Source organism: Pontibacter populi, assembly GCF_040278685.1.
Taxonomy (GTDB): Bacteria; Bacteroidota; Bacteroidia; order Cytophagales; family Hymenobacteraceae; genus Pontibacter; species Pontibacter populi.
Genome location: NZ_JBEOKT010000006.1, coordinates 1 through 22476 on the forward strand (window position 1 = coordinate 1; position 22476 = coordinate 22476).

The 22476-nt window shown below is 47.7% G+C and carries 12 protein-coding genes; 6 read left to right on the forward strand and 6 right to left on the reverse strand.

The features are described 5' to 3' along the window. Nucleotides 1–361 precede the first annotated feature (361 nt). Nucleotides 362–1261 (reverse strand): Ppx/GppA phosphatase family protein, encoded by a 900-nt coding sequence (locus ABS362_RS08085; RefSeq protein WP_350412194.1) that lies wholly within the window; start codon nucleotides 1259–1261, stop codon nucleotides 362–364. Between the two features lie 287 nt (nucleotides 1262–1548). On the opposite strand from ABS362_RS08085, the gene ABS362_RS08090 reads away from it, so the two are divergent. Further along, on the forward strand, nucleotides 1549–2388 hold the full coding sequence (locus ABS362_RS08090; RefSeq protein ID WP_350411901.1) for a murein L,D-transpeptidase catalytic domain family protein: 840 nt from the start codon (nucleotides 1549–1551) through the stop codon (nucleotides 2386–2388). Here ABS362_RS08090 and ABS362_RS08095 read toward each other — a convergent pair. The 5 genes from ABS362_RS08095 to treZ form a co-directional block, all read right to left on the reverse strand. Then, the gene (locus tag ABS362_RS08095; protein ID WP_350411902.1) at nucleotides 2366–2926 is read right to left on the reverse strand and encodes a thioredoxin family protein; all 561 of its coding nucleotides are present in this window, start codon (nucleotides 2924–2926) and stop codon (nucleotides 2366–2368) included. The two genes, ABS362_RS08090 and ABS362_RS08095, sit on opposite strands and share 23 nt — an antisense overlap. A gap of 795 nt (nucleotides 2927–3721) precedes the next feature. Then, a complete protein-coding gene (gene malQ / locus ABS362_RS08100; protein ID WP_350411903.1) occupies nucleotides 3722–5236 on the reverse strand; it encodes a 4-alpha-glucanotransferase in 1515 nt (504 codons plus the stop codon). Beyond that, nucleotides 5233–7932, reverse strand: a complete 2700-nt coding sequence (gene treY / locus ABS362_RS08105) for a malto-oligosyltrehalose synthase (protein WP_350411904.1) — start codon at nucleotides 7930–7932, stop codon at nucleotides 5233–5235. The genes malQ and treY overlap by 4 nt, the downstream gene beginning before the upstream one ends. 1 nt (nucleotide 7933) lies before the next feature. After that, a complete protein-coding gene (locus tag ABS362_RS08110) occupies nucleotides 7934–10333 on the reverse strand; it encodes a DUF3536 domain-containing protein (protein ID WP_350411905.1) in 2400 nt (799 codons plus the stop codon). Nucleotides 10334–10335: 2 nt separating this feature from the next. After that, complete coding sequence (gene treZ / locus ABS362_RS08115; RefSeq protein WP_350411906.1) at nucleotides 10336–12147, reverse strand: malto-oligosyltrehalose trehalohydrolase; 1812 nt, start codon at nucleotides 12145–12147, stop codon at nucleotides 10336–10338. 380 nt (nucleotides 12148–12527) lie between these two features. Between treZ and ABS362_RS08120 the strand changes: the two genes are divergently transcribed. The 5 genes from ABS362_RS08120 (at nucleotide 12528) to glgB (ending at nucleotide 22392) form a co-directional block, all read left to right on the forward strand. After that, nucleotides 12528–13193 (forward strand): TetR/AcrR family transcriptional regulator, encoded by a 666-nt coding sequence (locus tag ABS362_RS08120; protein WP_350411907.1) that lies wholly within the window; start codon nucleotides 12528–12530, stop codon nucleotides 13191–13193. Between the two features lie 5 nt (nucleotides 13194–13198). After that, a complete protein-coding gene (locus ABS362_RS08125) occupies nucleotides 13199–14518 on the forward strand; it encodes an ABC1 kinase family protein (RefSeq protein ID WP_350411908.1) in 1320 nt (439 codons plus the stop codon). A 297-nt stretch (nucleotides 14519–14815) separates the two neighbouring features. Continuing rightward, entirely contained in the window at nucleotides 14816–16834 is a 2019-nt protein-coding gene (locus tag ABS362_RS08130; protein ID WP_350411910.1) for an alpha-1,4-glucan--maltose-1-phosphate maltosyltransferase, read from the forward strand. Between the two features lie 16 nt (nucleotides 16835–16850). Beyond that, nucleotides 16851–20186: a maltose alpha-D-glucosyltransferase gene (gene treS / locus ABS362_RS08135; protein ID WP_350411911.1), complete on the forward strand. Its 3336-nt coding sequence runs from the start codon at nucleotides 16851–16853 to the stop codon at nucleotides 20184–20186. Beyond that, complete coding sequence (gene glgB / locus ABS362_RS08140) at nucleotides 20179–22392, forward strand: 1,4-alpha-glucan branching protein GlgB (RefSeq protein ID WP_350411912.1); 2214 nt, start codon at nucleotides 20179–20181, stop codon at nucleotides 22390–22392. The genes treS and glgB overlap by 8 nt, the downstream gene beginning before the upstream one ends. Nucleotides 22393–22476 lie beyond the last annotated feature (84 nt).

Here is a 22476-nt window from a genome sequence, read left to right on the forward strand (position 1 = left end):
GCGCCTTGTGAATATCTGGTGCCGAAAGGCATTGCGAGGCACGAGCAAAAGAGATTCGCACAGCGCGATGCCCGAAGGCGGGGCCTCCCGGCCGTGAGGGCACCAAAGCTAAAGATGAAACTATAGGTAAGTTAAGCTCCCAGGATTGGAGTTGATTTGAATCGATAGCTTGGTTTAGGTTGGAAAAAACAAACTATAGAACCCGGATTTCTCCTTGCGTCGAAATGACAATTGGGATAGGACATATAAGATCCCTCGGCTGACGCTCGAAATGACAATTGTAAAACTATAGAACGATAGCTAAGCTCCTTTCCCTGTACTCAGGAGAAGGCTGGGAAGGGGTAAAACTGAACAATAACCCTTAATTTATCCCGCCGATAACAAACCGTTCCGGATGAAACTGCTCATAAAGTGAATGGATCATGCCATCTTTCAAGCCAACATTTGGCACCATCATGTTCTCCAGTTTGGCCCAGCGCATGGCAGATAAATAAATTTCAGCGGCAGGAAGGATTACGTCGGCGCGGTCGGGGTTAAGGAGGAGTTTGGTAATACGTTCTTCCATGCTCATTTCCGAAACAATACCTACCACTTCCTCGATCTGTTTCCTGAAAATGGGTTTGCCGGCTGTTTTACCGGCCATGTCATAGATCTTATTAATGTTGCCACCTGTACCTATGGCGCGGGAGAGCTGGTATTTCCGAGAATTTTCTTCGATCCAGATGCGCATGTTGTTCCAGAGTTCCTGCGAGTCGCGGCCGTGCATGTGCCGGATAGAGCCTTGCTCAAAAGACTGGGAAGCTACTTTCTGGCGGTTTACATAAATGTTAAATTCGGTGCTGCCACCACCTACGTCAATGTGCAGGTAATTGCGCTCATCCAGGAAATTAACGATCACTTTGTTTATAAGCTCCGCTTCGGCTACACCGTCAATCACGTCTATTTTCATGCCCAGGCGTTCTTCTACCAACTGCAGAATTTCAGGTGCGTTCTGGGAGTTTCGCATGGCCGACGTGGCGCAGATCATAAAATGATCTACATCATGCACATCTAAAAGCAACTGGAAAGCGTGGAGTAACTTTACAAACTTATCGATCTTAATATCGCTGATATAACCTGAATTGAACACGTCTTCGCCGAAGCGGATGGCGTAGCGGATGTATTCAATCCGTTTAAAAATTACACTGGCATCCTGTTTCAGGGCACTCGAGATCTGGCACCTTACGGCGTTAGAACCTATGTCGATGGCGGCTAATTTCAAACGGTGATCGGTTAAAGTTGTAAATCGCTTCTCTAGTTCAAAGATAATCAGAAATAGGTTTCCGGTGAAACTATAGTGCAGGTATACGCGCACATTAGCAATTGTTTTTATTTCAAAATATGTGCACTTCAAACGTCTCTGATAGGGATAATACATACAAACTATAGCCGGAAAGTTGCAACAGGTCAGCTATTCCAAAACTAAACTGGCCAAGGTTTAAAATTAAACTATGAGAGGTGCAGGGCGTACAATAAGGAGTTAAAAGACGGATTTTAGAGGATAAGAATATGAAAAACCCACGCTGGCGTGCACGCAAACGAAAGGTAGCTAAAAGACTTTTTCCGCTGTTTGCGCCGCTTATATTTTCGCCGATGGCTGCCCCTATTAGCAGTAGTGCAGCTAAAACAAAAACCAAAAAGACCACCAAGGCATCTGTATCCAACTATAAAATTATGCAGTTTGACCAGGTGGCTTATAGTTTATACAATGAGATGGGACTAAGGCAAGCCGGCCTGAAGTACGAAATATTTACAAAGGCGCTTACCGGTTACTATAATATGAAACACCAGGGCAAGTTATCAGGCAAACCGGTGCTTACCATGGTCGATTTTACTAAGTCATCTACTAAAAAAAGATTATGGGTAGTAGACATCGAAAAGAAAGAACTGTTGCACCATACCTACGTGGCGCATGGCCGCAATTCGGGAGAGGAGTTTGCCGAAAATTTCTCGAACGAAAACAAGTCGTTTATGAGTAGTATCGGCTTTTATGTAACCCAAAATACCTACCAGGGCAAGCATGGTCTCTCTCTGAAACTAGAAGGCGTGGACGAAGGGTTTAACACCAATGCCATGGAGCGCTGCATCGTTATTCATGGTGCCGAATATGCCAGCCCTAAGTTTATAGACCAGGCCGGCAGACTTGGACGAAGTTTAGGTTGCCCGGCTTTACCTATGGAGGAGCATGAGGAAATCATAAACACAGTAGTAGGCGAAACGGCAATGTATGTACACGCTAAGAACGATGACTATACATCAAATTACCTGGACCATGCTACTGCGATGGCAGAGGTCGTGAACGGAAACCCGAATAATGCCTTGCCGCCTAATACGGATGTTTCCATTTAATACTGCATCCTATGGCTGGTTGCTGCGCTACTGTTGGGTGTTGGCCTTGCAGGAGAGCATCGAGCGCATTTGTCAGGTCTTCGCCGGTTACAGGGGCATCTGATTTTGGCCTCGAACTATCAAACTGACCATGGTAAGCTAAACGCTTGTTGGCATCGAATACAAAAAACTCTGGTGTACAAATTGCCCGATAGGTGCGTGCTACCTGCTGGGTCTGGTCGTAAAGGTACGGGAAGGTAAAGCCGTATTGCTGGGCCAGGGCTTTCATTTTTTCTGGTCCGTCCTGTGGCTGTATAGTTGCATCGTTAGAGCTGATGGCAACAAAACTTACTCCTTTTTGCTGGTACACTTTCGCAACTTCTACCACCTTATCCAGGATATGCAGCACATACGGGCAGTGGTTGCAAGTAAACATGATAACCGTTGCTTTAGTTGATGCCACATCGCGCAGCGAGAAAAGTTTACCGGAAATAGTATCGAGTAACGCGAAGTCGGGTGCGAGGGTACCTAAAGCAATTTCAGAAGTTGCGTAAGCCATAGTTTTAGGTTTGGAGGTGAAAGTTGCGCCGGAGGGTAATCTGCCGGCACTTCTAAAATAAGCTTTTTGCCCGACATAACAAATTAGCGGCAGGTAAATTAAGGCTTGGGGTTACTGTTGTGCCGTTGGTTTTGCTGCGTGTATGAGATATTAAAGCGTAATGCTGGCGCGAGTCTCCAGACTCGTGACTTAGGATGGTGTTGAGTCTCCCGACTCAACTGGCCCGATAGGGACAAGCATGGTAGTAACTATGGCGATAGTTTGCAATATCCAGCCCCCCCAATACCTCTCCCGAAACAAGTCCTGGACTCTTCGACTTCTCTAATGCGGGGAGCTTTCTGCCTTTACCAAGTTTCAAACTATAGTTTAATAGTTGCAGCCTATCACGCGAACAGGTCGCGACCTGTCCCTACGGAACTATGACCACGATCAATTTCGAAGCTTAGCATTTAAACTATAGATAGGCAGTTACTATGCGAAAGATCGCAGTCTTTGGGTTGAGCGCCTTTGATTTGTTGCGGTGCCGCAGGCAACCCGAGGTACGAGGGTAGCAAGAAAGCAGCAGCGCGATGCCCGAAGACAAGGCCTCCCGGCCGTGAGGGCACCAAAGCTGGTTTGAAACGATAGGTAAGTAAAGCTCCCAGGATTAGAAGGCATTTAAAAAGATAGCTTGGTTCAATTTAGAACTATTGCCAACTATAGGACATATAAGATCCCTCACAGCTACGCTGGCTCTCTTCGACACTCGTCTCGAGAATGCTCGGGATGACAACGGAGAAACTATAGAACGAATAACTATGATCTGCCATAGATCTCTGTTATTTTCCTCAACCACTTTATCGCTTTAGTATCGAACTGATTTTTTTGGAGGCGCCATTGCCAGTTTCCGTTAGTAGTGGAGGGTTTATTCATGATGCCCTCATGGCCCAGGCCAAGCACATCTTGTATCGGAACTATAGCCAACTGTGACACGGAGGCATATGCCAGTCGCAGCATTATTTCATGCGCATTGTCTTTTGTAACCTGCTGATTGGTATAGTTGCGGAGCATTGTTCTGTCTTCGGGTTTTGCATCTTTAAACCAGGCGCGGACGGTGCTATTGTCGTGGGTACCGGTATACACCAGGCTGTTACGCGTATGGTTATGCGGTAAAAACGAACCTTCGAAGGCCTTGTCGTTACTCTCAAAAGCAAACAGCAATACCACCATACCCGGCAGGTCAAAGTCACGGATCAGGTCGCGCACCGGCTGGTCAATGTCTCCTAAGTCTTCTGCAATAATAGGCATATCAGGGTGTTGTCGCTTAATGAGGGTGAGCAGTTCGTTGCCCGGCGATTTTACCCACTTCCCGTTAATGGCAGTTTCTTCGCCGGCAGCTATTTCCCAGTAAGCCGAGAAGGCCCTGAAATGATCTAAGCGCAGTATACGGAATAGTTTCAGGTTGTGGCTGATGCGGCGCAGCCACCAGTCGTAGTTATGGTTTGCCAGGGCTTTCCAGTTATAAACGGGGGTGCCCCAAAGCTGGCCGGTCTCACTAAAAAAATCGGGTGGCACCCCGGAAACTGCGCTGGGCTTTTCGTCTTTGTCGAGCTTAAAATAGTCGGGATTTGCCCAAACATCGGCACTGTCATAACTTACATAAAAGGGCATGTCACCGATAAAGTGTATGTCTTTTTGCTGACAATAGTGTTTCAGGTTCTCCCATTGCCGGTAAAACAAAAATTGCAGGAATTGCTCCTTTTCTATTTCATCGGCCAGATCTTTGGCAAGCGCACTCAAGGCGGCAGGCTTCCTGGTTTTAATGTCTTTGTCCCATGCTACCCAAACCTTGTGCCCGAAGTGTGCCTGGAAAACAACAAACTGACTATAATCCTCGAGCCAGGAAGCATGCTCATGCCGGAAAGCATTAAATTCCTTTGCAAGCCTGCGCGTATGGCTGGTTTTATAGTTTATATAAACCCTCTGCCAGATATATTTCTTGAAAGCTGTTGCGGCTTCGAAATCTACTTTATCGTCGCTGAATTTATAGGAATGCCTGAGGTCTTTTTTCTCCAAAAAACCATCCTCTAACAGCAGGTCAGGGCTCAGCAACAAAGGGTTTCCTGCAAATGCTGAGTGGCTACTATAAGGTGAATTTCCCATCCCGATCTCGGTTGGGTTAAGCGGCAGGATCTGCCAGAAACGTTGTCCAGCTAAATTCAGTTGGTCTGCAAATTTGTACGCTTCCGGACCCAGGTCCCCGATACCGTATTTTGATGGAAGGGAGGTAATATGGAGCAAAATGCCACCGCTGCGTTTTTTAATAATCATGCGTTTATACCGGTTAATAAGGCCACAGGAAAAGTCTCAGTTATAGTTGCTATACTTAGTTTGCCAGTTGCAGTTACCTTGCGGTTGCCAAGTTCATCCTTCCATTGTCCCGGCGCATTCTCTGGGAGCAGCACTGCTGTATCTTCCCAAATCTGTTTACCCAGCGGAAGTTGTTTTTCAGGTACCAGTTGCACCAGCAGGCGCGGAACTATAACAAGGCACCACTGCTCTTTTAGCTGGCGTGCAAATGCAATTACATGGTCTTTATGTTTGCCGGATGTTTGCAGCGGGAAGTAATTACCCTGCTTAAACAGCTCCTGGTTAACATTACGAATGGCCAGTGTTTTCCAGAGCAGGTATAGTTTTACTTTCCCGGTTTCGGGCTCCTGCAGCAGTTGTCTGTGCAAATCTGTGGTATCTGTCGTATCCTGTTGCTGTTGATCGTTTAAATATTCCTGGCGCAAACTATAGTCTACTTCTCTTCGATTGTCGGGGTCCACTAAGCTCAGGTCCCATAGTTCGCAACCCTGGTAAATATCGGGCAAACCGGGGCAGGTCAGTTTTAGCAGCAACTGGTTTAAACTATAGAGCCAGCCATAATGTGCCAGCTTCCTGAAGAACGGCAGAAACAATTCTATAAAGCGCTTGCTCTTCAGTAGTTTGGCTGCCAGCTCTTTTGTAGCCTCTTCGTATTCTTCGTCCGGGTTTGTCCAGTTGGTGCGGGCTTTGGTTTCGCGCAGAGCTTTGGTAATGTATTCTTGCACCCGCTCTATCAGGGTGTCATCTATCGTTTCATCGATCGGCACAACACCCAGCAGCGCCTGGAAAAAAAAGTACAGGTCGTTGCGGCGTGGCACCATGCCCGGCGCTACATCCACTGCAAAATCTATCCATTGCTGCACCTGTTCTTCCCATTCTTCCGGCAGTTCGCTTATCACGTTAATGCGCATGCGGGCATCTTCGCCGCGTTTGGTGTCGTGGGTAGCGGTGCCGTTTATGGAATGCTCGAACTGCTGCTGCCGGCGCTTCATATGCTCATGAAACTGCGCTGTTGTCAGGTTAAATATTTCCGGGCTGTTACCTACTTCGTTCAGCGAGATCAACCGGTTATAGTTGTAAAAGGTAGTATCTTCCACACCTTTGGCTGCCAACGGACCTGTAAACTGCTGACTGCGCATTACAAAATATAGCTTATCGCTCAGCAGGTCTGCCGCTTCATTCAGGTCTGGTTGATACACTTTGCGAAGTGCTTCCAGTTGTTCTGATCTGTCGGGAGCTTTCTCTAGGGCAGTGGCATAGGCTTTTTCAATTACGTCATGCGCCACGTCGGGTAGCGGAAAGCTGTTGCCATATACTCGGTAAACCGGGAACGATGCCAGCCACACCGCCAGCGCATGGTACCAGGCCTCATCTGTTTCTTCAGGCACGATTTGAAGGTGTTGCAGCAGGCGCAGCAGGTTCTGCAGTTCGCCCTGCATGCGTTTTTCCAATATGAACAGCTTCTTGTCGAATACCAGCTTTTCGTAATCGGTGGTGGCGGTGGGTACAACACGTTGGTAAACTTCGGTCAGTTTTTCTTTGCCATCCGGGTCTGTTAAAACGTTGCTTACCCAGGCTAAAAAATCGTAACCGCTGTTGCCTTGTATCGGCCAGTAATCGGGCATCTGTTCTTCCCCTTCCAGTATTTTCTCAACTACCAGGTACATTTCATCGCCAGCCATTTCGCGGAGATGCTGCAGGTATTCATCGGGGTCAAACAGGCCATCAACATGGTCTACGCGTAGACCCTGCACCAACCCCTGGTTACAAAGCTGTTTTATAAACTGGTGATACTTTTCAAAAACTTCCGGCTTCTCAATACTTAAACAGATCAAGTCGTTGACGGTAAAAAAGCGGCGGTAATTTATCTTTTGCTGCGACTCCTGCCAGAAACATAGTTTAAAGAACTGCAGATCGAGTAACTGCTGTAACTCCTTCTGGCTCGCATTTATAGTTTGAAGTAAATTTTTTAGATCAGCGTTATCCTTTATAGTTGTATACAGATCCTGTTTTGCCTGTTGCCAACGGGCTATGTCCAGCTTATCCGAAGCTATAGTTTGTTCCAGATGCTGTCGCTTTTCAACTATAGTTTTATCACCTGATTTATCTGTTAACTTTTGCAACAGGTAAGGGTAGGAGTTTATGCTGGCAGGGTAACTGTTGTCGAAATAGTTGATGTGAAATCCGGTCTCATCAAAAGTAAGGTGAAGCTGTTTTTGCTCCAGTACTTTCTCCAGCGGGTCACCTAAGAATGGTACCATCACTTTGCCTTCAAACTCGGGGTGGGTAAAGTTGATGTCGAAGAAACTATAAAAGTTAGATTTCTGGCCTTTCTCCAGTACATCCATCAGCCACACGTTGGTTGGGTGGTAGGCCATGTGGTTGGGCACGATGTCCTGCAGCCAGCCCATGTTGTGTTTGCGCAGTTCATTGGCTATTTCTTCCAGTTCTTCCAGGGTGCCAATTTCAGGGTTTATCTGGTGTGGATTTACCACATCATACCCATGCTCGCTGCCGGGGGCGGCTGTAAAAAAAGGCGCTGCATAAATGGTGCTGATGCCCAGGTCGCGCAGGTATGGGATCAGTTGTTTTACTTCCTCTAGTTTAAGTTTTGGCGAAAGCTGCAGGCGGTAAGTGGCCAGTGGTATATAAGTCATGTTATGCTTTCATGTTTAGGTTATCGGATAGGGAACTGAACTGTTCTCTCCATTCGGAATCGTTGGTGTGCTGTGCATAATGCTGTTGTTTTATCCGGAAGGCGATATTCTGGGCATGCCAGAAGTCAGGTTTCAGGGTAGTAGCCTGTAATGCAGTTAGAAGTTTGTTGAGCAGCTGCATCAGTTCCAGGTTATCCGGTTGCTTTTCGAGTTGCTGCATAAACCGTTCTACGCGCCGGGAAATGGCAAACGTAATGGGTTCAGTTTCCAGTTTCAGCTGCATGCGCTCAGCCTGGTCGTTCAGGCGTTTCATTTCTTCCAGGTCCGGAACATCCGAGGCCAGTTCTTCCAGCATTTTCTTGTTCAGTGTATATTCTACAATTACCTGCAGCGGGCGCGGAAGCTTTACATTTAACGTGCGCATGGCAGCCAGCAGGGGGTAATTGTTATAGTACACCTGCTCAAAATCTCCTTCAATGGCATGCATCGTATAGCCCAGCACTTCGTTCAGTATCTTATTCTGATCATCGCGGAACAGGTGCCAGAACGAATAATTATGCGACTCGAAGTGTTTGTCGAGCAGCATAATCACTTCACTGATCATCCCTTTCTTAAAGGCTTCTTCCATCTCGTTGTACAAGGTGTCAAATGCTTCGTTACCCCTGAACTCGCGCACCCCGCCCAGCAACTGGTGATCACCAATGTGCAGCACTCCATAAGAAATTATAGTTTCATCCCAGGTAATGGCAGATCGGATCTTTGCACGGCCTACAGCCAGCTTCTGCCGGCCTGCCTCTGCTATTTCGTGCTGTTGAGAAGTTACATTGTAACAGTATAGTTTGCTCTCCGTGGCATAGTCAGAGAACAGCGAAGAGACGGCATAATGTGCACCAACCCGCAGCAGGTCGAGCATGGTGGTTTTGGCAATGGCCCAGTAGGCTTCTGCTGCATTCTTGTATTCTTTTTTATTGCTCTCGGCGTTGGCCAGGTATTCCAGTAAAGTGGTTTCGTAGTCCTTCCCGCTGATACTTTCTGCCAGCTGCAGGGCACGTGTTGCGTATAGTATATCCTGCATAGTTTCTATGCCGGTCACTTCATCAAAAAACCAACCGCAGCTGGTATACATCAGCATGGCATGGTACTGCATCTCCAGCAATTTCAGGAAGGTGCGCTGCTCAACTATAGTTAGCTCACGGTTGCAATGGTTAGCTATAAAGCGACGTACATTTTCTTCTGATCTGTCTGAGATAACCTGGATATAATCGTTGCGGGTTTGCCATGGGTCAGCGCCCAGTTGCTGCATTTGGGTTGCATATAGGGGCCCCAGTGCATCGCGCAGCCAGTCAAAAGCTTCTCGCAGAGGTTTGCGCCATTTCTGGTTCCAGGTAGGGTTGCCCCCGGTGTTACAGCCGCAGTCGCGTTGCCAGCGCTCCACCCCATGAAAGCAGCTCCAAGAGCTTTTTTCGATGATCTGTGCTTCGTATTGTGGTGGATGTTTTTCCAGGTACTCCCCGTAAATTGTCAGATTAACATGATGGTCGTGGAAGAGATGATGCAGGGTGTACGATAAAGCCATTTCCCCGAAGCGGTGGTGGTGCCCATAGGTTTCGCCATCTGTGGCAATATGCAATAGTTGTGGTTCGGGATTATGGCTATCCAAAGCGCCCAGTAACCTGTTTGTAAATTTCTCGCCGTTGTGCAGCAAGCCTTCAAATGCCACACCTTGCGATATCGGTGCCTGGTAAAAGAACAGAACTATAGTTTTGCCAGATGGCAGGTTGCACAGGTAAGGCCGGTTGGTGTTGATGTGTGCGCCGGTTGCATCGTGCCAGTTGGCTTCACCAATCTTTCGGTAACTTTTGGCCTGGTATGGCGATAATATCGTGAATTTGATGCCATGATCTGCCAGCACTTCCAGAGTTGGTGTATCGGCGGCTGTTTCGCCCAGCCACATGCCTTCAGGGTCGCGGCCAAAGCGTTTTTTAAAGTCATAGATTCCCCAGATTACCTGCGTATGCTTGTCGCGCTCGTTGGCCAGCGGCATGATCATGTGGTTGTAGACCTGCGCCAGTGCCGAGCCGTGCCCCGAAAACCGTTGCTGACTTTCCTTGTCGGCAGCCAGTATGGCCTGGTAAGTTTCCGGTGCTTTTTTCTCCATCCACTCCAGCAGCGTAGGCCCGAAGTTGAAACTCATCCAGGCGTAGTTATTCAGAATATCAACTATAGTTCCTTCGTGGTCCAGTATGCGGGATGCGGAATTTCGGGCATAGCATTCGTCTGTAATGCGCTCGTTCCAGTCGTGATACGGTGCAGCCGATTCCTGCATTTCCACTTCGTTTAGCCACGGGTTTTCGCGCGGTGGCTGGTAAAAGTGACCGTGTATACAAATGTATTTTTCCATAGTTAAGCCTTTGCCTGAAGTACTATAACGGACTCGGGCTGTAGTGTGATGTCTCCGGAACTATAGTTGCTGGAATAGGAACCCGGCCCGCCCCATTTTTCATCCGCAGAATCAAGCACAACTTCCCAGCCTTTTAGCTCTGGAGCTATAGTTTGCGGCTCTTTACTGAAATTGATGATACAGTCTAAACCTGCCGAAGTATGCGTGAATCTCAAAACCGTTTCGTCGTCGTTCAAGATAGCTTCCAGGTTTTCCTTGCTAAGTTTCTGAACTATAGATTTCCGAAGCTGGATAAGCGATTTATAAAACTCGCGGAGCTGGTTCTTTTTTTTGTTGTTGCTATAGTTGTGCTGAAGTTTAGAGTTGTTGAAAGTCTCTTCGGATTGCGGGTCGGGTGCTTCGCCCTGCCAGGCAAATGCTTTAAATTCTTCCTTACGGCCTTTGCGCACGGCTTCTACCAGGTCCTTATCCGTATGGCTCACAAAAAACTGGAACGGGTTTTCTTCGCCGTACTCTTCGCCCATAAACAACATTGGTGTATAAGGCGAAAGTAGAACCATAGCAGCTACAGGCTTCAGCATTTCAAAAGATACAAGTTGGGTCAGGCGCTCGCCCAGCATGCGGTTGCCTACCTGGTCGTGGTTTTGGCTGCAAACAACAAATTGTTTGGCCGGGTTAATAGTTGCATCAGTGCCTATAGTTCGCTTGCGGTACTCCGAATACATGCCGTTGTAAATAAAAGAATGCTTCAGTGTTTTTACCAGATGCTCCGGCTTACCAAAATCAGCATAGTAGCCATCGGTTTCACTGGTAACTATAGTATGTATGGCGTGGTGGTAATCGTCCATCCACTGCGCGGCCAACCCGTATCCACCTTCCTTTATCGGGTCAATGAGCCGGACGTCGTTCAGGTCACTTTCCGCTATCAGGTAATATAATTTGTTTTGCTGTGTAGCCAGGTGGTCTACGTGTTCCTGCAGTTCCTGCAAAAAGTGTTTGGCTCCGGTGTCCAGTATCGCATGTACAGCATCTAATCTCAACGCATCTATATGGAAATCTCTCAACCACATGAGCGCATTCTGGAAAAAGAAATTCCGGACATGGTCGGAGTGGGCATCATCAAAATTCAGGGCTGCGCCCCAGGGTGTGTTGTATTTGTCGGTAAAATAAGGGCCAAAGTTAGAAGTATAGTTTCCTTCCGGACCCAAATGGTTATACACTACATCCAGCACCACAGCTATACCTGCATTATGGCAGGCATCCACCAGTTTTCTCAAGCCATCAGGCCCGCCGTAAGAGTTTTGCGCAGCAAACGGGTAAACACCATCATACCCCCAGTTTCGCTTCCCCGGAAATTGGGCTATCGGCATCAACTCTATAGCGGTTATTCCCAACTCTTTCAGTTCGGGCAGTTTGTTAATGATACCTGCAAAAGTACCTTCCTCTGAAAAAGTGCCAACATGCAGTTCGTATACTATATACTCTTCCAGTGGCAGGTTTTTCCAGTTCTGGTCGGTCCAGCTATAGTTGGGGTCAACTACTTCCGAAGCTTTGTGCACGCCATCGGGCTGCGACAGGGAAGCCGGATCTGGAAATTTGTTGTCGTTATCGAGCTTAAAAGTATAGCGGGTGCCGGGCTTTGCATCTTCTGCAAGCCCTACCCAATAGCCATAAGCCTCACGCTGCAGCGCTATAGTTTGGTCTGATTTTCCGTGAATAATTACCTCAACCTGTTCTGCCGCTGGTGCCCAAACCGTGAATGTAGTTCCTTCCTCCTGCGCGTAATGTGCGCCTATCGCTCTGGTTATTCCCATATTTCAACATGTATACTATGGAGGATTAACTGTACCTGAACGGTTTAGGTTGTAGCAGATTTTGACAGCAGGCCCTGAAATAAGGGTTTGTACTTACAAGTGAATAATATTTTATACTTCAGGTAGTAAATGATACTCTGTAAAAAGACGCCAGGTTAAGTTGAATAGGGGTATAGCGTTGACCGATGCTTATACCTTTTCCAGGAAAGGCAAACCCATCAAAGGCTACGCATTCATATTGCCCATTAATTCTGAGTAACCCTTGTTTTTGAAGTTAATAATGGACCTATTATAGTTCAGGTTTATGTTACACAGTTACTTCACAAATCTTTAAACATCTTATAGTTCAGGCGGTTTATGAACTGGAAAACAATACTGTTATGAAAAATATAAAAAGTAATACCCCAATAGGTCCCGATACCCGAACCCGAATTATAGAAGCTTTTGTACAACATGTGCTGGAGACTGGAAGAGAGCCTGTGTCGGTCTTTAAATTTGCTCAGAGTTTAGGTATCAAAGAAGAAGAGTTTTATACCTATTACACTTCGTTCCTGGGTGTGAAAGGTGGCGTTTGGGAACAGATTTTCGAGCGTACTGTTGCCCAGATGGAAGCACAGCCGGTGCATGCTTCTTACTCGGCCCGCGAAAAACTGCTGGCCTTCTACTTCACCTGGATCGAGGAAATGAAGAAGAACAGAAGTTACCTGCTGGCATTGTACTTACAGCCGGATGGTTTTAAGAAGGCAATGCCAGAAGAGTTGAGAGGTTTTAAAGCGAAATTCCAGGCGTTCGCCAACGAACTGATCGTGGAAGGGAAAGCGACCGACCAGATAGCCGAAAGAAAGTACATTTCAGATAAATATGCGGATGCCCTGTGGCTGGAAACGCTGTTCATCCTTCAGTTCTGGCTGAAGGATACCTCGCCTTCTTTCGAGAAGACCGATGCCGCTATTGAGAAATCAGTAAACCTGGTGTTTGACCTGATGGGCAAAACGGCTGTTGATTCCTTAGTCGATTTTGCCAAGTTTCTTTACCAGTCTAAATAACCCTTATGAGTAATAATCCGCAGGAACAAAGTCATATACCGACCTCCAAAGTGCAGCGGGCATCAAAGTTTATAGGCACGGGTGCCAAAGTAGGAGGCAATTACATAAAGCATTATGCTAAAAAGATGGTAAACCCATCGTTAAGCAAAGATGAACTACATGCCAGCAATGCCGAAGATATTTATGCCTCGTTGAGCGAACTGAAAGGCAGCGCCCTGAAAGTAGCCCAGATGATGTCGATGGATAAGAATGTGCTGCCGGGCGCTTACCAGGATAAATTTATGATGGCCCAGTACAGCGCGCCACCCTTGTCTTACCCGCTTGTTGTCCGTAATTTCCAGAAGTCGTTTGGTGCCACACCAGATAAGCTATTTGATACCTTTACAACTTCTGCTGTAAATGCAGCCTCTATCGGGCAGGTGCATAAGGCAACCAAAGACGGGAAGATATTTGCGGTAAAAGTGCAGTACCCGGGCGTGGCTGATAGCGTAAGCTCGGATCTGAAAATGGTGCGGCCTTTTGCTTACCGCCTGCTTAACATGAATGCCAGGGAACTGGACCATTATATGGAAGAGGTGGAAGGAAAGCTGCTGGAAGAGACGGATTACAAGCTGGAGGTACAACGCTCCGAGGAAATTTCGCAGGCCTGCAGCCACATCCCGAATCTGAATTTCCCGAAATACTACCCGCAGCTAAGCAGCGAGAAAATAATTACGATGGACTGGCTCGATGGCGTGCACTTAAAGGAGTGGCTCAAAACCGATCCGTCGCAGGAAGAACGCAACAAGATCGGGCAGGCGTTGTGGGAGTTTTACCACCACCAGATACACAACCTCAAAAAAGTACACGCTGATCCGCATCCGGGCAATTTTATCATACAGGATGGTGTAACGCTGGCCGTTATAGATTTTGGTTGTGTTAAAGTTATTCCGGAAGATTTTTACCAGGGCTACTTTTCGCTTCTCCGCAAAGATGTGCTTTTAAATGAGGCAGAGCTTGACCGGCTGTTCCGGGCCCAGGAATTTATCAGCGACCAGGATACGACAGCAGAGCAGGTATACTTTAAAAGTGTTTTCAAGGAAATGATCTCTTTGCTGGGCAAGCCTTTTCATACAACTGAGTTCGACTTTGCTGATGATGCCTATTTTAGCCAGTTGTACGCCCTTGGTGAGCGGGTATCGAAAGATAAAATGTTCCGGAACTCTCGGCAGGCGCGTGGTTCCCGACATGGCCTGTTCATCAACAGAACATACTTCGGCCTTTACAGTATTCTAAACCAGCTTCGGGCCAGAATCCATACCACCAAACCTGATTGGTTCATTTAACAAAAAGCCGTTTGACTTACATCAAACGGCTTTTTACTTTATGGCCCAGCTTCTATAGTTTGATCAGTCAGCTTTGCTATAGTTATGCCCCCTTTACCAAGATCAGGGCAAGAAATGATCCGATTCAGAATGAAGGCTTCCATCTTTTGGTCAGCACTTCGGGGTATGTTGCGTTCCAGTAGCTTTTACAAACTAAATTCTGCCTTAAACCACCCTGCAGAATACTTTCACAGGTATTAATGGTAACCTAATTCCAATACTATAGTACCTATTCTGAGGCAAACCTTATTATAATTCATGGAAGGACTGGACGGAACCCACAGAGTAATCATAGAGAATGTAAAACCTGAATTAAACTGCGGACAGTACCCTGTAAAACGGGTGGTAGGCGAAGAGCTGACTGTAACTGCCGATATATTTGGCGACGGCCACGACGAAGTGAAAGCAGCCTTGCTATGCCGCCACGGCCGCAAAAAAAACTGGAACCAGGTACCTATGCAGTTCCTGGGCAACGACCATTGGCAGGCCACTTTTGTACCCGATACTATGGGTATGTTTGAATACACGATACAAGGCTGGATCGATCATTTTTATACCTGGCAGAAGGGCCTCCGCAAAAAGTTTGAAGCCAACCAAGACATTACCGTAGAACTACAGATCGGTGCCCAGTTAATGGAAGAAGCCGCTGTTACCGCCAAACCGGGCCAGCAGAAGCGGTTGCGCAAATGGGCAGAACAACTTCGCGGTAACATTTCGGGAGCAAGCGGCGTGGAACTAGCCACAAGCACAGATGTGTCGGACCTGATGCATGCCTGCTGCGATCGCAAAAATGTAACGACTTATAAAATCTTACGGGTTGATGTGGAGCGGCAGAAAGCCCTTTTCAGTACCTGGTACGAGTTCTTTCCAAGGTCTGCGGCGCAGGAAGCCAACCGGCATGGCACGTTCCAGGACTGTATAAGATTGCTGCCACACATTGCCGAAATGGGTTTTGATACGATCTATCTGCCACCTATTCACCCTATTGGCCGTGCCTTCCGGAAAGGAAAAAATAACTCGGTTACAGCAGAGGCGGGAGAACCGGGATCACCGTGGGCCATCGGTGCCGAAGAGGGCGGCCACAAAGCTATACTTCCGGAACTGGGCACACTGGATGATTTTCGACATTTTGTGCACGAAGCCCGCGAACATGGCATAGAAGTAGCCCTGGATTTTGCCATTCAATGTTCACCGGATCACCCGTATGTAAAAGAGCACCCACAGTGGTTTAAATGGCGACCGGATGGTACGGTACAATACGCCGAGAACCCACCTAAAAAATACCAGGATGTATTGCCTGTAAACTTTGAGACCGAAGACTGGCAGAACCTGTGGCAGGAGCTCAAAAGTATAGTGTTGCATTGGATAGAACAGGGCGTTTACATTTTCAGGGTTGATAATCCGCATACTAAAACTTTTCATTTCTGGGAATGGATGATCCGGGAAGTTAGGGCGCAGCACCCGCAGGTCATTTTCCTGGCTGAAGCCTTTACGCGCCCACGTGTAATGGAGCGACTGGGCAAGATCGGCTTTACACAATCCTATACGTACTTTACCTGGCGCAACAGTCCGCAGGAAATGCGCGAGTACCTGACGGAGCTCACCCAGACTGACATGCGGGAATACTATAGACCGAATTTCTGGCCGAATACGCCGGATATTTTACCGGAAGTACTGCAGCATGGCGGCGAGCCGGCACACATCACGCGCGTTATTTTAGCAGCTACTCTTTCATCAAACTATGGCTTGTATGGGCCAGTGTATGAGTTTTCGATGGGCACGCCGTATCCGGGCAAGGAAGAATACATCGATTCCGAAAAATACGAAGTGAAGCATTGGGACTGGGGCAAGAAGACCAAGGTGTCAGAAGTGATCACGCTCATTAATAAAATACGGAAAGTAAACCCGGCCCTGCAAACCACCTGGAACATCGCGTTCGGGGAAGCCGACAATACCAACTTGCTATGCTTTGCCAAATGGGACAGCGCTAAAAAGAATAAGATACTGGTAGTTGCCAACATGGATCCCTACCATACCCAGGCGGGTTGGGTAAAAGTGCCAATACGCGAACTACAACTACCGGAAGGTGAGCAGTACATGGTGCACGACCTGCTTACCGAACACAAGTATACCTGGCAAAACGAATGGAATTACGTAGAGCTGCGCCCACATGAGATGCCGGTACACGTTTTCCGTATAGAAGAAGCTAATACCGGAATGGGCCACAATAACCTGGATGATACCTGGCTACCAACCGAACATACCACCCACGAATAAAAAATAAAACGATACTATGGCAGCGGACAAAGATCTGTTAGACGACAACTTACACTGGTACAAAGATGCCATTATTTACGAACTGCACATTAAAGCTTTTAAAGACGGAAGCGGGGATGGCATAGGCGATTTTAAAGGCCTGATGCAGAAACTGGATTACCTGGAAAGCCTGGGCGTAACGGCCATCTGGCTGCTGCCTTTTTACCCCTCGCCACTTCGCGACGATGGCTATGATATTGCCGACTACTATAGTATAAACCCGAGCTACGGGGAAATGCGCGACTTTAAACTCTTTGTAAAAGAAGCGCACCGCCGTGGCCTGAAAGTTATCACCGAGCTTGTCATCAACCATACTTCCGACCAACACCCGTGGTTCCAGCGGGCACGCAGGGCAAAACCAGGCTCAGCGCACCGCAACTATTATGTGTGGAGCGACGACCCGACCAAGTATAAAGATGTCCGCATCATATTTACCGACTATGAGCCAAGCAACTGGACCTGGGACCCGGTAGCTAAACAATATTACTGGCACCGCTTTTTCCATCACCAACCCGATCTGAACTTTGAAAACCCGGTTGTACAGAAAGAAGTATTTAAGATGCTGGACTACTGGCTTGATCTGGGTGTAGATGGTTTCAGACTGGATGCTGTACCATACCTGTTTGAGCGTGAAGGAACCAACGGCGAGAACCTGCCGGAAACACACGACTTCCTGAAAAAACTCCGTGCTCACGTAGACCAAAAATACACAGGCAAGCTGCTTCTGGCAGAAGCCAACATGTGGCCGGAAGATTCTGCGTCCTATTTTGGCAATGGCGATGAGTGCCACATGAACTATCACTTCCCGATCATGCCGCGTTTGTTCATGTCGGTTAAGATGGAAGACCGTTACCCGATCATCGACATTTTTACGCAGACGCCCGAAATACCGGAAACCTGCCAGTGGGCGATGTTTTTGCGTAACCACGACGAACTGACCCTTGAAATGGTAACCGACGAAGAGCGTGACTACATGTACAAAGTATACACACGCGATCCGCTGGCTAAGATTAACCTGGGTATCCGTCACAGACTGGCGCCGCTGCTGGGCAACGACCGCAATAAAATAGAGCTGATGAATGTGTTGCTCTTCTCGATGAAAGGAACGCCGGTGGTGTACTATGGCGATGAGATCGGGATGGGGGATAACTTTTACCTCGGCGACCGCGACGGCGTGCGTACCCCAATGCAGTGGAGTGATGACCGGAATGCCGGATTTTCAAGCGCCAACCCTCAGAAACTATACCTGCCGGTTATCATCGACCCGGAGTATAAGTATGAATCTGTGAATGTAGAAACGCAGGAACAGAACAGCAACTCGTTACTCTGGTGGACACGACGCATCATAAACATGCGCAAGCGTTACAGGGCATTTGGCCGTGGTAGTATCCGGTTTCTGAATCCATCTAACTCAAAAGTACTGGCTTTTATCCGCTCTTATGAGGACGAGAATATACTGGTGATTGCTAACCTGTCGCGCTTTCCGGAGGCTGTGGAGCTGGACCTGAACGAGTTCAAAGGCTATACCCCGATGGAAGTGTTCAGTAAAAACAAGTTCCCGGCTATAAAAGATGAGGAATACCTGTTTACGGTAGGCGCACACGGCTATTATTGGTTTGAGTTGCAACCACAGGATGTTTCGGCACAGCAGGTGCTGGATATGCAGCATTCGGCCATGCAAATCTCGTCGTTAAGCAACCGCTTGCCACAGGAAGTTATCCGTCAGCTGGAAAATAGAGTGTTGCCACCTTACATACTGAACAGACGCTGGTTTGGTGGCAAGGCACGCACCGTGCAGCGCATGCAAATTGTAGATAACATGCCACTGCAGATCGGGAACAGGGGAGCAACTATACTGCTGATCGAGGTAAACTATAACGAAGGCCTACCTGAACTATACCAGTTGCCACTAGCATTTGCCTCCAAAGAGCAGGAGCAGCAATTGATCAGTCAGTACCCGGTTAGTGTTATTGCGCGTGTTACGCAAAACGGGGAGGAAGGTATATTATACGATGCCCTGTATGGAGAAGAGTTCAGGCAGTTACTGTTGCAACTGATAAGCAAGCGTCGCCGCGTAAGGGCAGATCATGCAGAGTTGCAGGGCCACAGTCATCAGCAGGTAAGTGCCATACTACGTGAGAGCAATAACACGCTTTCGTCTAAAATACTGGGCGCGGAGCAGAGCAATACCTCTATCATTTTTGATAACCAGTTCTTCCTTAAAATTTACCGCAAACTGGACCGGGCACTTAACCCGGATGTGGAAGTTGTGCAGGCACTTACGGAAGGGGTTGGCTTTAAACAGGTACCACGCTTCCTGGGTGCCCTGGAACACCATACACATGGCGCTGCCCCTATGGTGCTGGCTATGCTGCAGGAACTGGTGCCAAACCAGGGAGATGCCTGGGAGAACATGGAAGACTCGCTGAAACGTTTCTTTGAGCGGCTTGAGACACAGAATGAGCAGGTTAACCTGGGTAAGAAAGTAGGTACTTTGTCAAGGCCTGTATCTTTCAGTGATACGCCCGAAGAAGTGCAGTTGCAACTGGGTGGTGCATCTGTGAACAGGATAGAGTTACTGGGTTTACGCACCGCAGAACTACACCTGGCGCTTGCCTCCATGACCGATCAGAAAGACTTTGCTCCTGAAGATTTTTCACTGCATTACCAGCGTTCTCTTTATTCTTCACTCACATCGCTGGTACGCTCCAACTTCGACAGCCTGCGTAAGCATTTGCCAAAGCTGCCAGACAATGTGCGTGCCGAAGCAGAAGAAGTGCTGAACATGCGGGCCGAGATACTGGAAAAACTGAAAATGATCTTCTCCCGCAAAATTGATACACTGAAGATAAGAACCCATGGCGATTATCACCTGGGCCAAGTACTCTTTACCGGCAAGGACTTTATCATCATCGATTTTGAAGGGGAACCGGCACGTGCCTTCAGCGAAAGAAGATTAAAACGCTCGCCACTGCGTGATGTGGCCGGTATGCTTCGCTCGTTCCACTATGCGGCTTACAATGCGCTGTTCCAGCAGGATATTACAAACAAAGAAAACGGGGGCTACCTTGAAGAATGGGCAGAGCAATGGTACCATTACGCCAGCAATTTCTTTATGCATTGCTATCTCGATAAAACGATGGGCACAGGTATAGTTCCGGCTAAAGAAGAGGACTTTGAAATACTGATGGAGACCTTCCTGCTGGAGAAAGCGATCTATGAACTGGGATATGAACTGAATAACCGACCGGACTGGGTATTAATCCCGATCCGGGGCATTAAGTACATCATGAAAAAGTATCAGAATGGCTAAGAAGAAACTAGAGAAGGCACCGGAAACAAACTTAAACTCACCAGCAACTGACACAGGCAATGTTACACCTGCGCCAAAACGCGGACGCACTAAAAAAGCGGACCTGGCAGCAGAAATGGGCGCGCCTGTAACTTCTGAGGCAGCTGCTCCCAAACCCAAAACCAGGAAAGCTAAAGCTGTAGCCGTTGAAACTACAGAGCCAAAACCAGCTCCTAAGATAAAAGCGAGTAAAAAAGCAACACCGGCAACTATAGCTACCCCGGAAACTATAGTTGCTGCACCACAGGAAAAGAAAGCGGTTTACCACGATGTGAGCCGATTTACAGAATTCGATATTTACCTGTTCAAAGAAGGTCGTCACTTCTCGTTGTATGAAAAACTGGGAGCGCACCCAATGGAACATGCCGGGCACAAAGGGACTTACTTTGCGGTATGGGCACCTAACGCAGAGCATGTAACGGTCATCGGAGACTTTAATATCTGGAACCGCGACAACCATCCTTTAAAAGTGCGTGATGATGGCTCCGGCATTTGGGAAGGTTTTATTCCTGACATGACCGGTAGCGAACTTTATAAGTACCATATCAAATCGCAGTATCATTTTTACCATGTAGATAAGAGCGACCCCTTTGCTTTTGCCCGCGAAAAACCACCACAAACTGCCTCCCGCATCTGCGATCTGAAGTATGAGTGGCAGGACCAGGAGTGGCTGGAGCATCGCAAAACTATAGCCGGACAGGCCCAGCCTATGAGCGTGTACGAAGTGCATTTAGGTTCGTGGCGCCGCAGACCGGAAGACAATAACCGCCCGCTGACCTATCATGAATTAGCCGAAGAACTGCCGCAATATGTAAAAGAAATGGGCTTCACGCACGTAGAGTTCATGCCTGTTATGCACCATCCCTTCCAGGGGAGCTGGGGCTATCAGATAACCGGGTACTTTGCAGCTGCCAGTATATATGGCTCGCCGCAAGAGCTCATGCATTTAATAGATGTGCTGCACCAACATGGCATCGGGGTAATTCTGGATTGGGTTCCTTCACATTTTCCGTCGGATGAACATGGTCTGGCTTATTTTGATGGAACACACTTGTACGAGCACGCCGATCCGCGCAAAGGCTACCACCCGGACTGGAACAGCTATATCTTTAATTATGGCCGCAACGAGGTCCGTTCTTTCCTGATAAGCAATGCGCTCTTCTGGCTCGAGAAATACCACATTGATGGATTACGTGTAGATGCAGTGGCCTCGATGTTATACTTAGACTATAGCCGCAAAGAAGGGGAGTGGATACCAAACGAACACGGTGGACGTGAAAACCTTGAAGCCATATCTTTGATAAAAGACTTTAACCAGGCTGTGCATGAGAAATTCCCTGATGTACAAACTATAGCTGAAGAGTCTACGGCCTGGCCTGCTGTTACCGGCAACGTACACGACGGTGGTCTTGGGTTTGATATGAAGTGGATGATGGGCTGGATGCACGATACCCTGCACTATTTCTCGAAAGACCCGATCTACCGGAAACACCACCAGGGCGAGATCACGTTCAGTATCATCTACGCTTTTTCAGAGAGATTTATGCTGCCGCTCTCGCACGATGAAGTGGTGCATGGCAAAGGCTCGCTCATACGCAAAATGCCAGGCGATGAGTGGCAGCAGTTTGCAAACCTGCGCATGCTCTATAGTTACATGTATGCGCACCCAGGCACGAAACTGATGTTTATGGGTGGCGAACTGGCCCAAAGTGCAGAATGGAACCATGACCAGAGTTTAGACTGGCATTTGCTGGAGTATGGTCTCCATAGTGGGGTACAACGACTACTGCAGCAACTAAACAAACTTTACCAGCAGGAACCGGCTTTATATGAACTGGGCTTCAAAAGCAGTGGCTTTGAATGGGTTGATTACCAGGATGCCCACAACAGCGTGATCAGCTTTTTGAGAAAAGGAAAAGAGCCAGGAAGTGATCTGCTTATAGTTTGCAACTTTACGCCAATCGTTCATAACCATTACCGCCTGGGTGTGCCAACAGGAGGCGAGTGGCGACAGCTGTTTAACTCTGATGATCAAATGTTTGGCGGCAGCAACGTGCAAAACGATGAGCCGCTTCAAGCTGTGGCAGAACCATCGCACGGCCGCGACTACTCCCTGGAGCTAAAGCTTCCACCACTGGCTGTAGTTTATTTTAAGAAAAACCAATAGAGTTCCAGAGTTTGTAAGTTTAGGAGTTAGAGAGTTTGTGAGTTTTGGAGTTACAGGGTTAAATAGAAATTATAAAAACTATAA

Excerpts from the sequence above, each read along its gene's own strand:
- ABS362_RS08130 (WP_350411910.1), top strand. The coding sequence starts at position 14,816 with ATGGAAGGACTGGACGGAACCCACAGAGTAATCATAGAGAATGTAAAA.
- treZ (WP_350411906.1), bottom strand. The coding sequence starts at position 12,147 with ATGGGAATAACCAGAGCGATAGGCGCACATTACGCGCAGGAGGAAGGA.
- treS (WP_350411911.1), top strand. The coding sequence starts at position 16,851 with ATGGCAGCGGACAAAGATCTGTTAGACGACAACTTACACTGGTACAAA.
- treY (WP_350411904.1), bottom strand. The coding sequence starts at position 7,932 with ATGACTTATATACCACTGGCCACTTACCGCCTGCAGCTTTCGCCAAAA.
- ABS362_RS08095 (WP_350411902.1), bottom strand. The coding sequence starts at position 2,926 with ATGGCTTACGCAACTTCTGAAATTGCTTTAGGTACCCTCGCACCCGAC.
- ABS362_RS08125 (WP_350411908.1), top strand. The coding sequence starts at position 13,199 with ATGAGTAATAATCCGCAGGAACAAAGTCATATACCGACCTCCAAAGTG.
- ABS362_RS08120 (WP_350411907.1), top strand. The coding sequence starts at position 12,528 with ATGAAAAATATAAAAAGTAATACCCCAATAGGTCCCGATACCCGAACC.
- glgB (WP_350411912.1), top strand. The coding sequence starts at position 20,179 with ATGGCTAAGAAGAAACTAGAGAAGGCACCGGAAACAAACTTAAACTCA.
- ABS362_RS08110 (WP_350411905.1), bottom strand. The coding sequence starts at position 10,333 with ATGGAAAAATACATTTGTATACACGGTCACTTTTACCAGCCACCGCGC.
- ABS362_RS08090 (WP_350411901.1), top strand. The coding sequence starts at position 1,549 with ATGAAAAACCCACGCTGGCGTGCACGCAAACGAAAGGTAGCTAAAAGA.
- malQ (WP_350411903.1), bottom strand. The coding sequence starts at position 5,236 with ATGATTATTAAAAAACGCAGCGGTGGCATTTTGCTCCATATTACCTCC.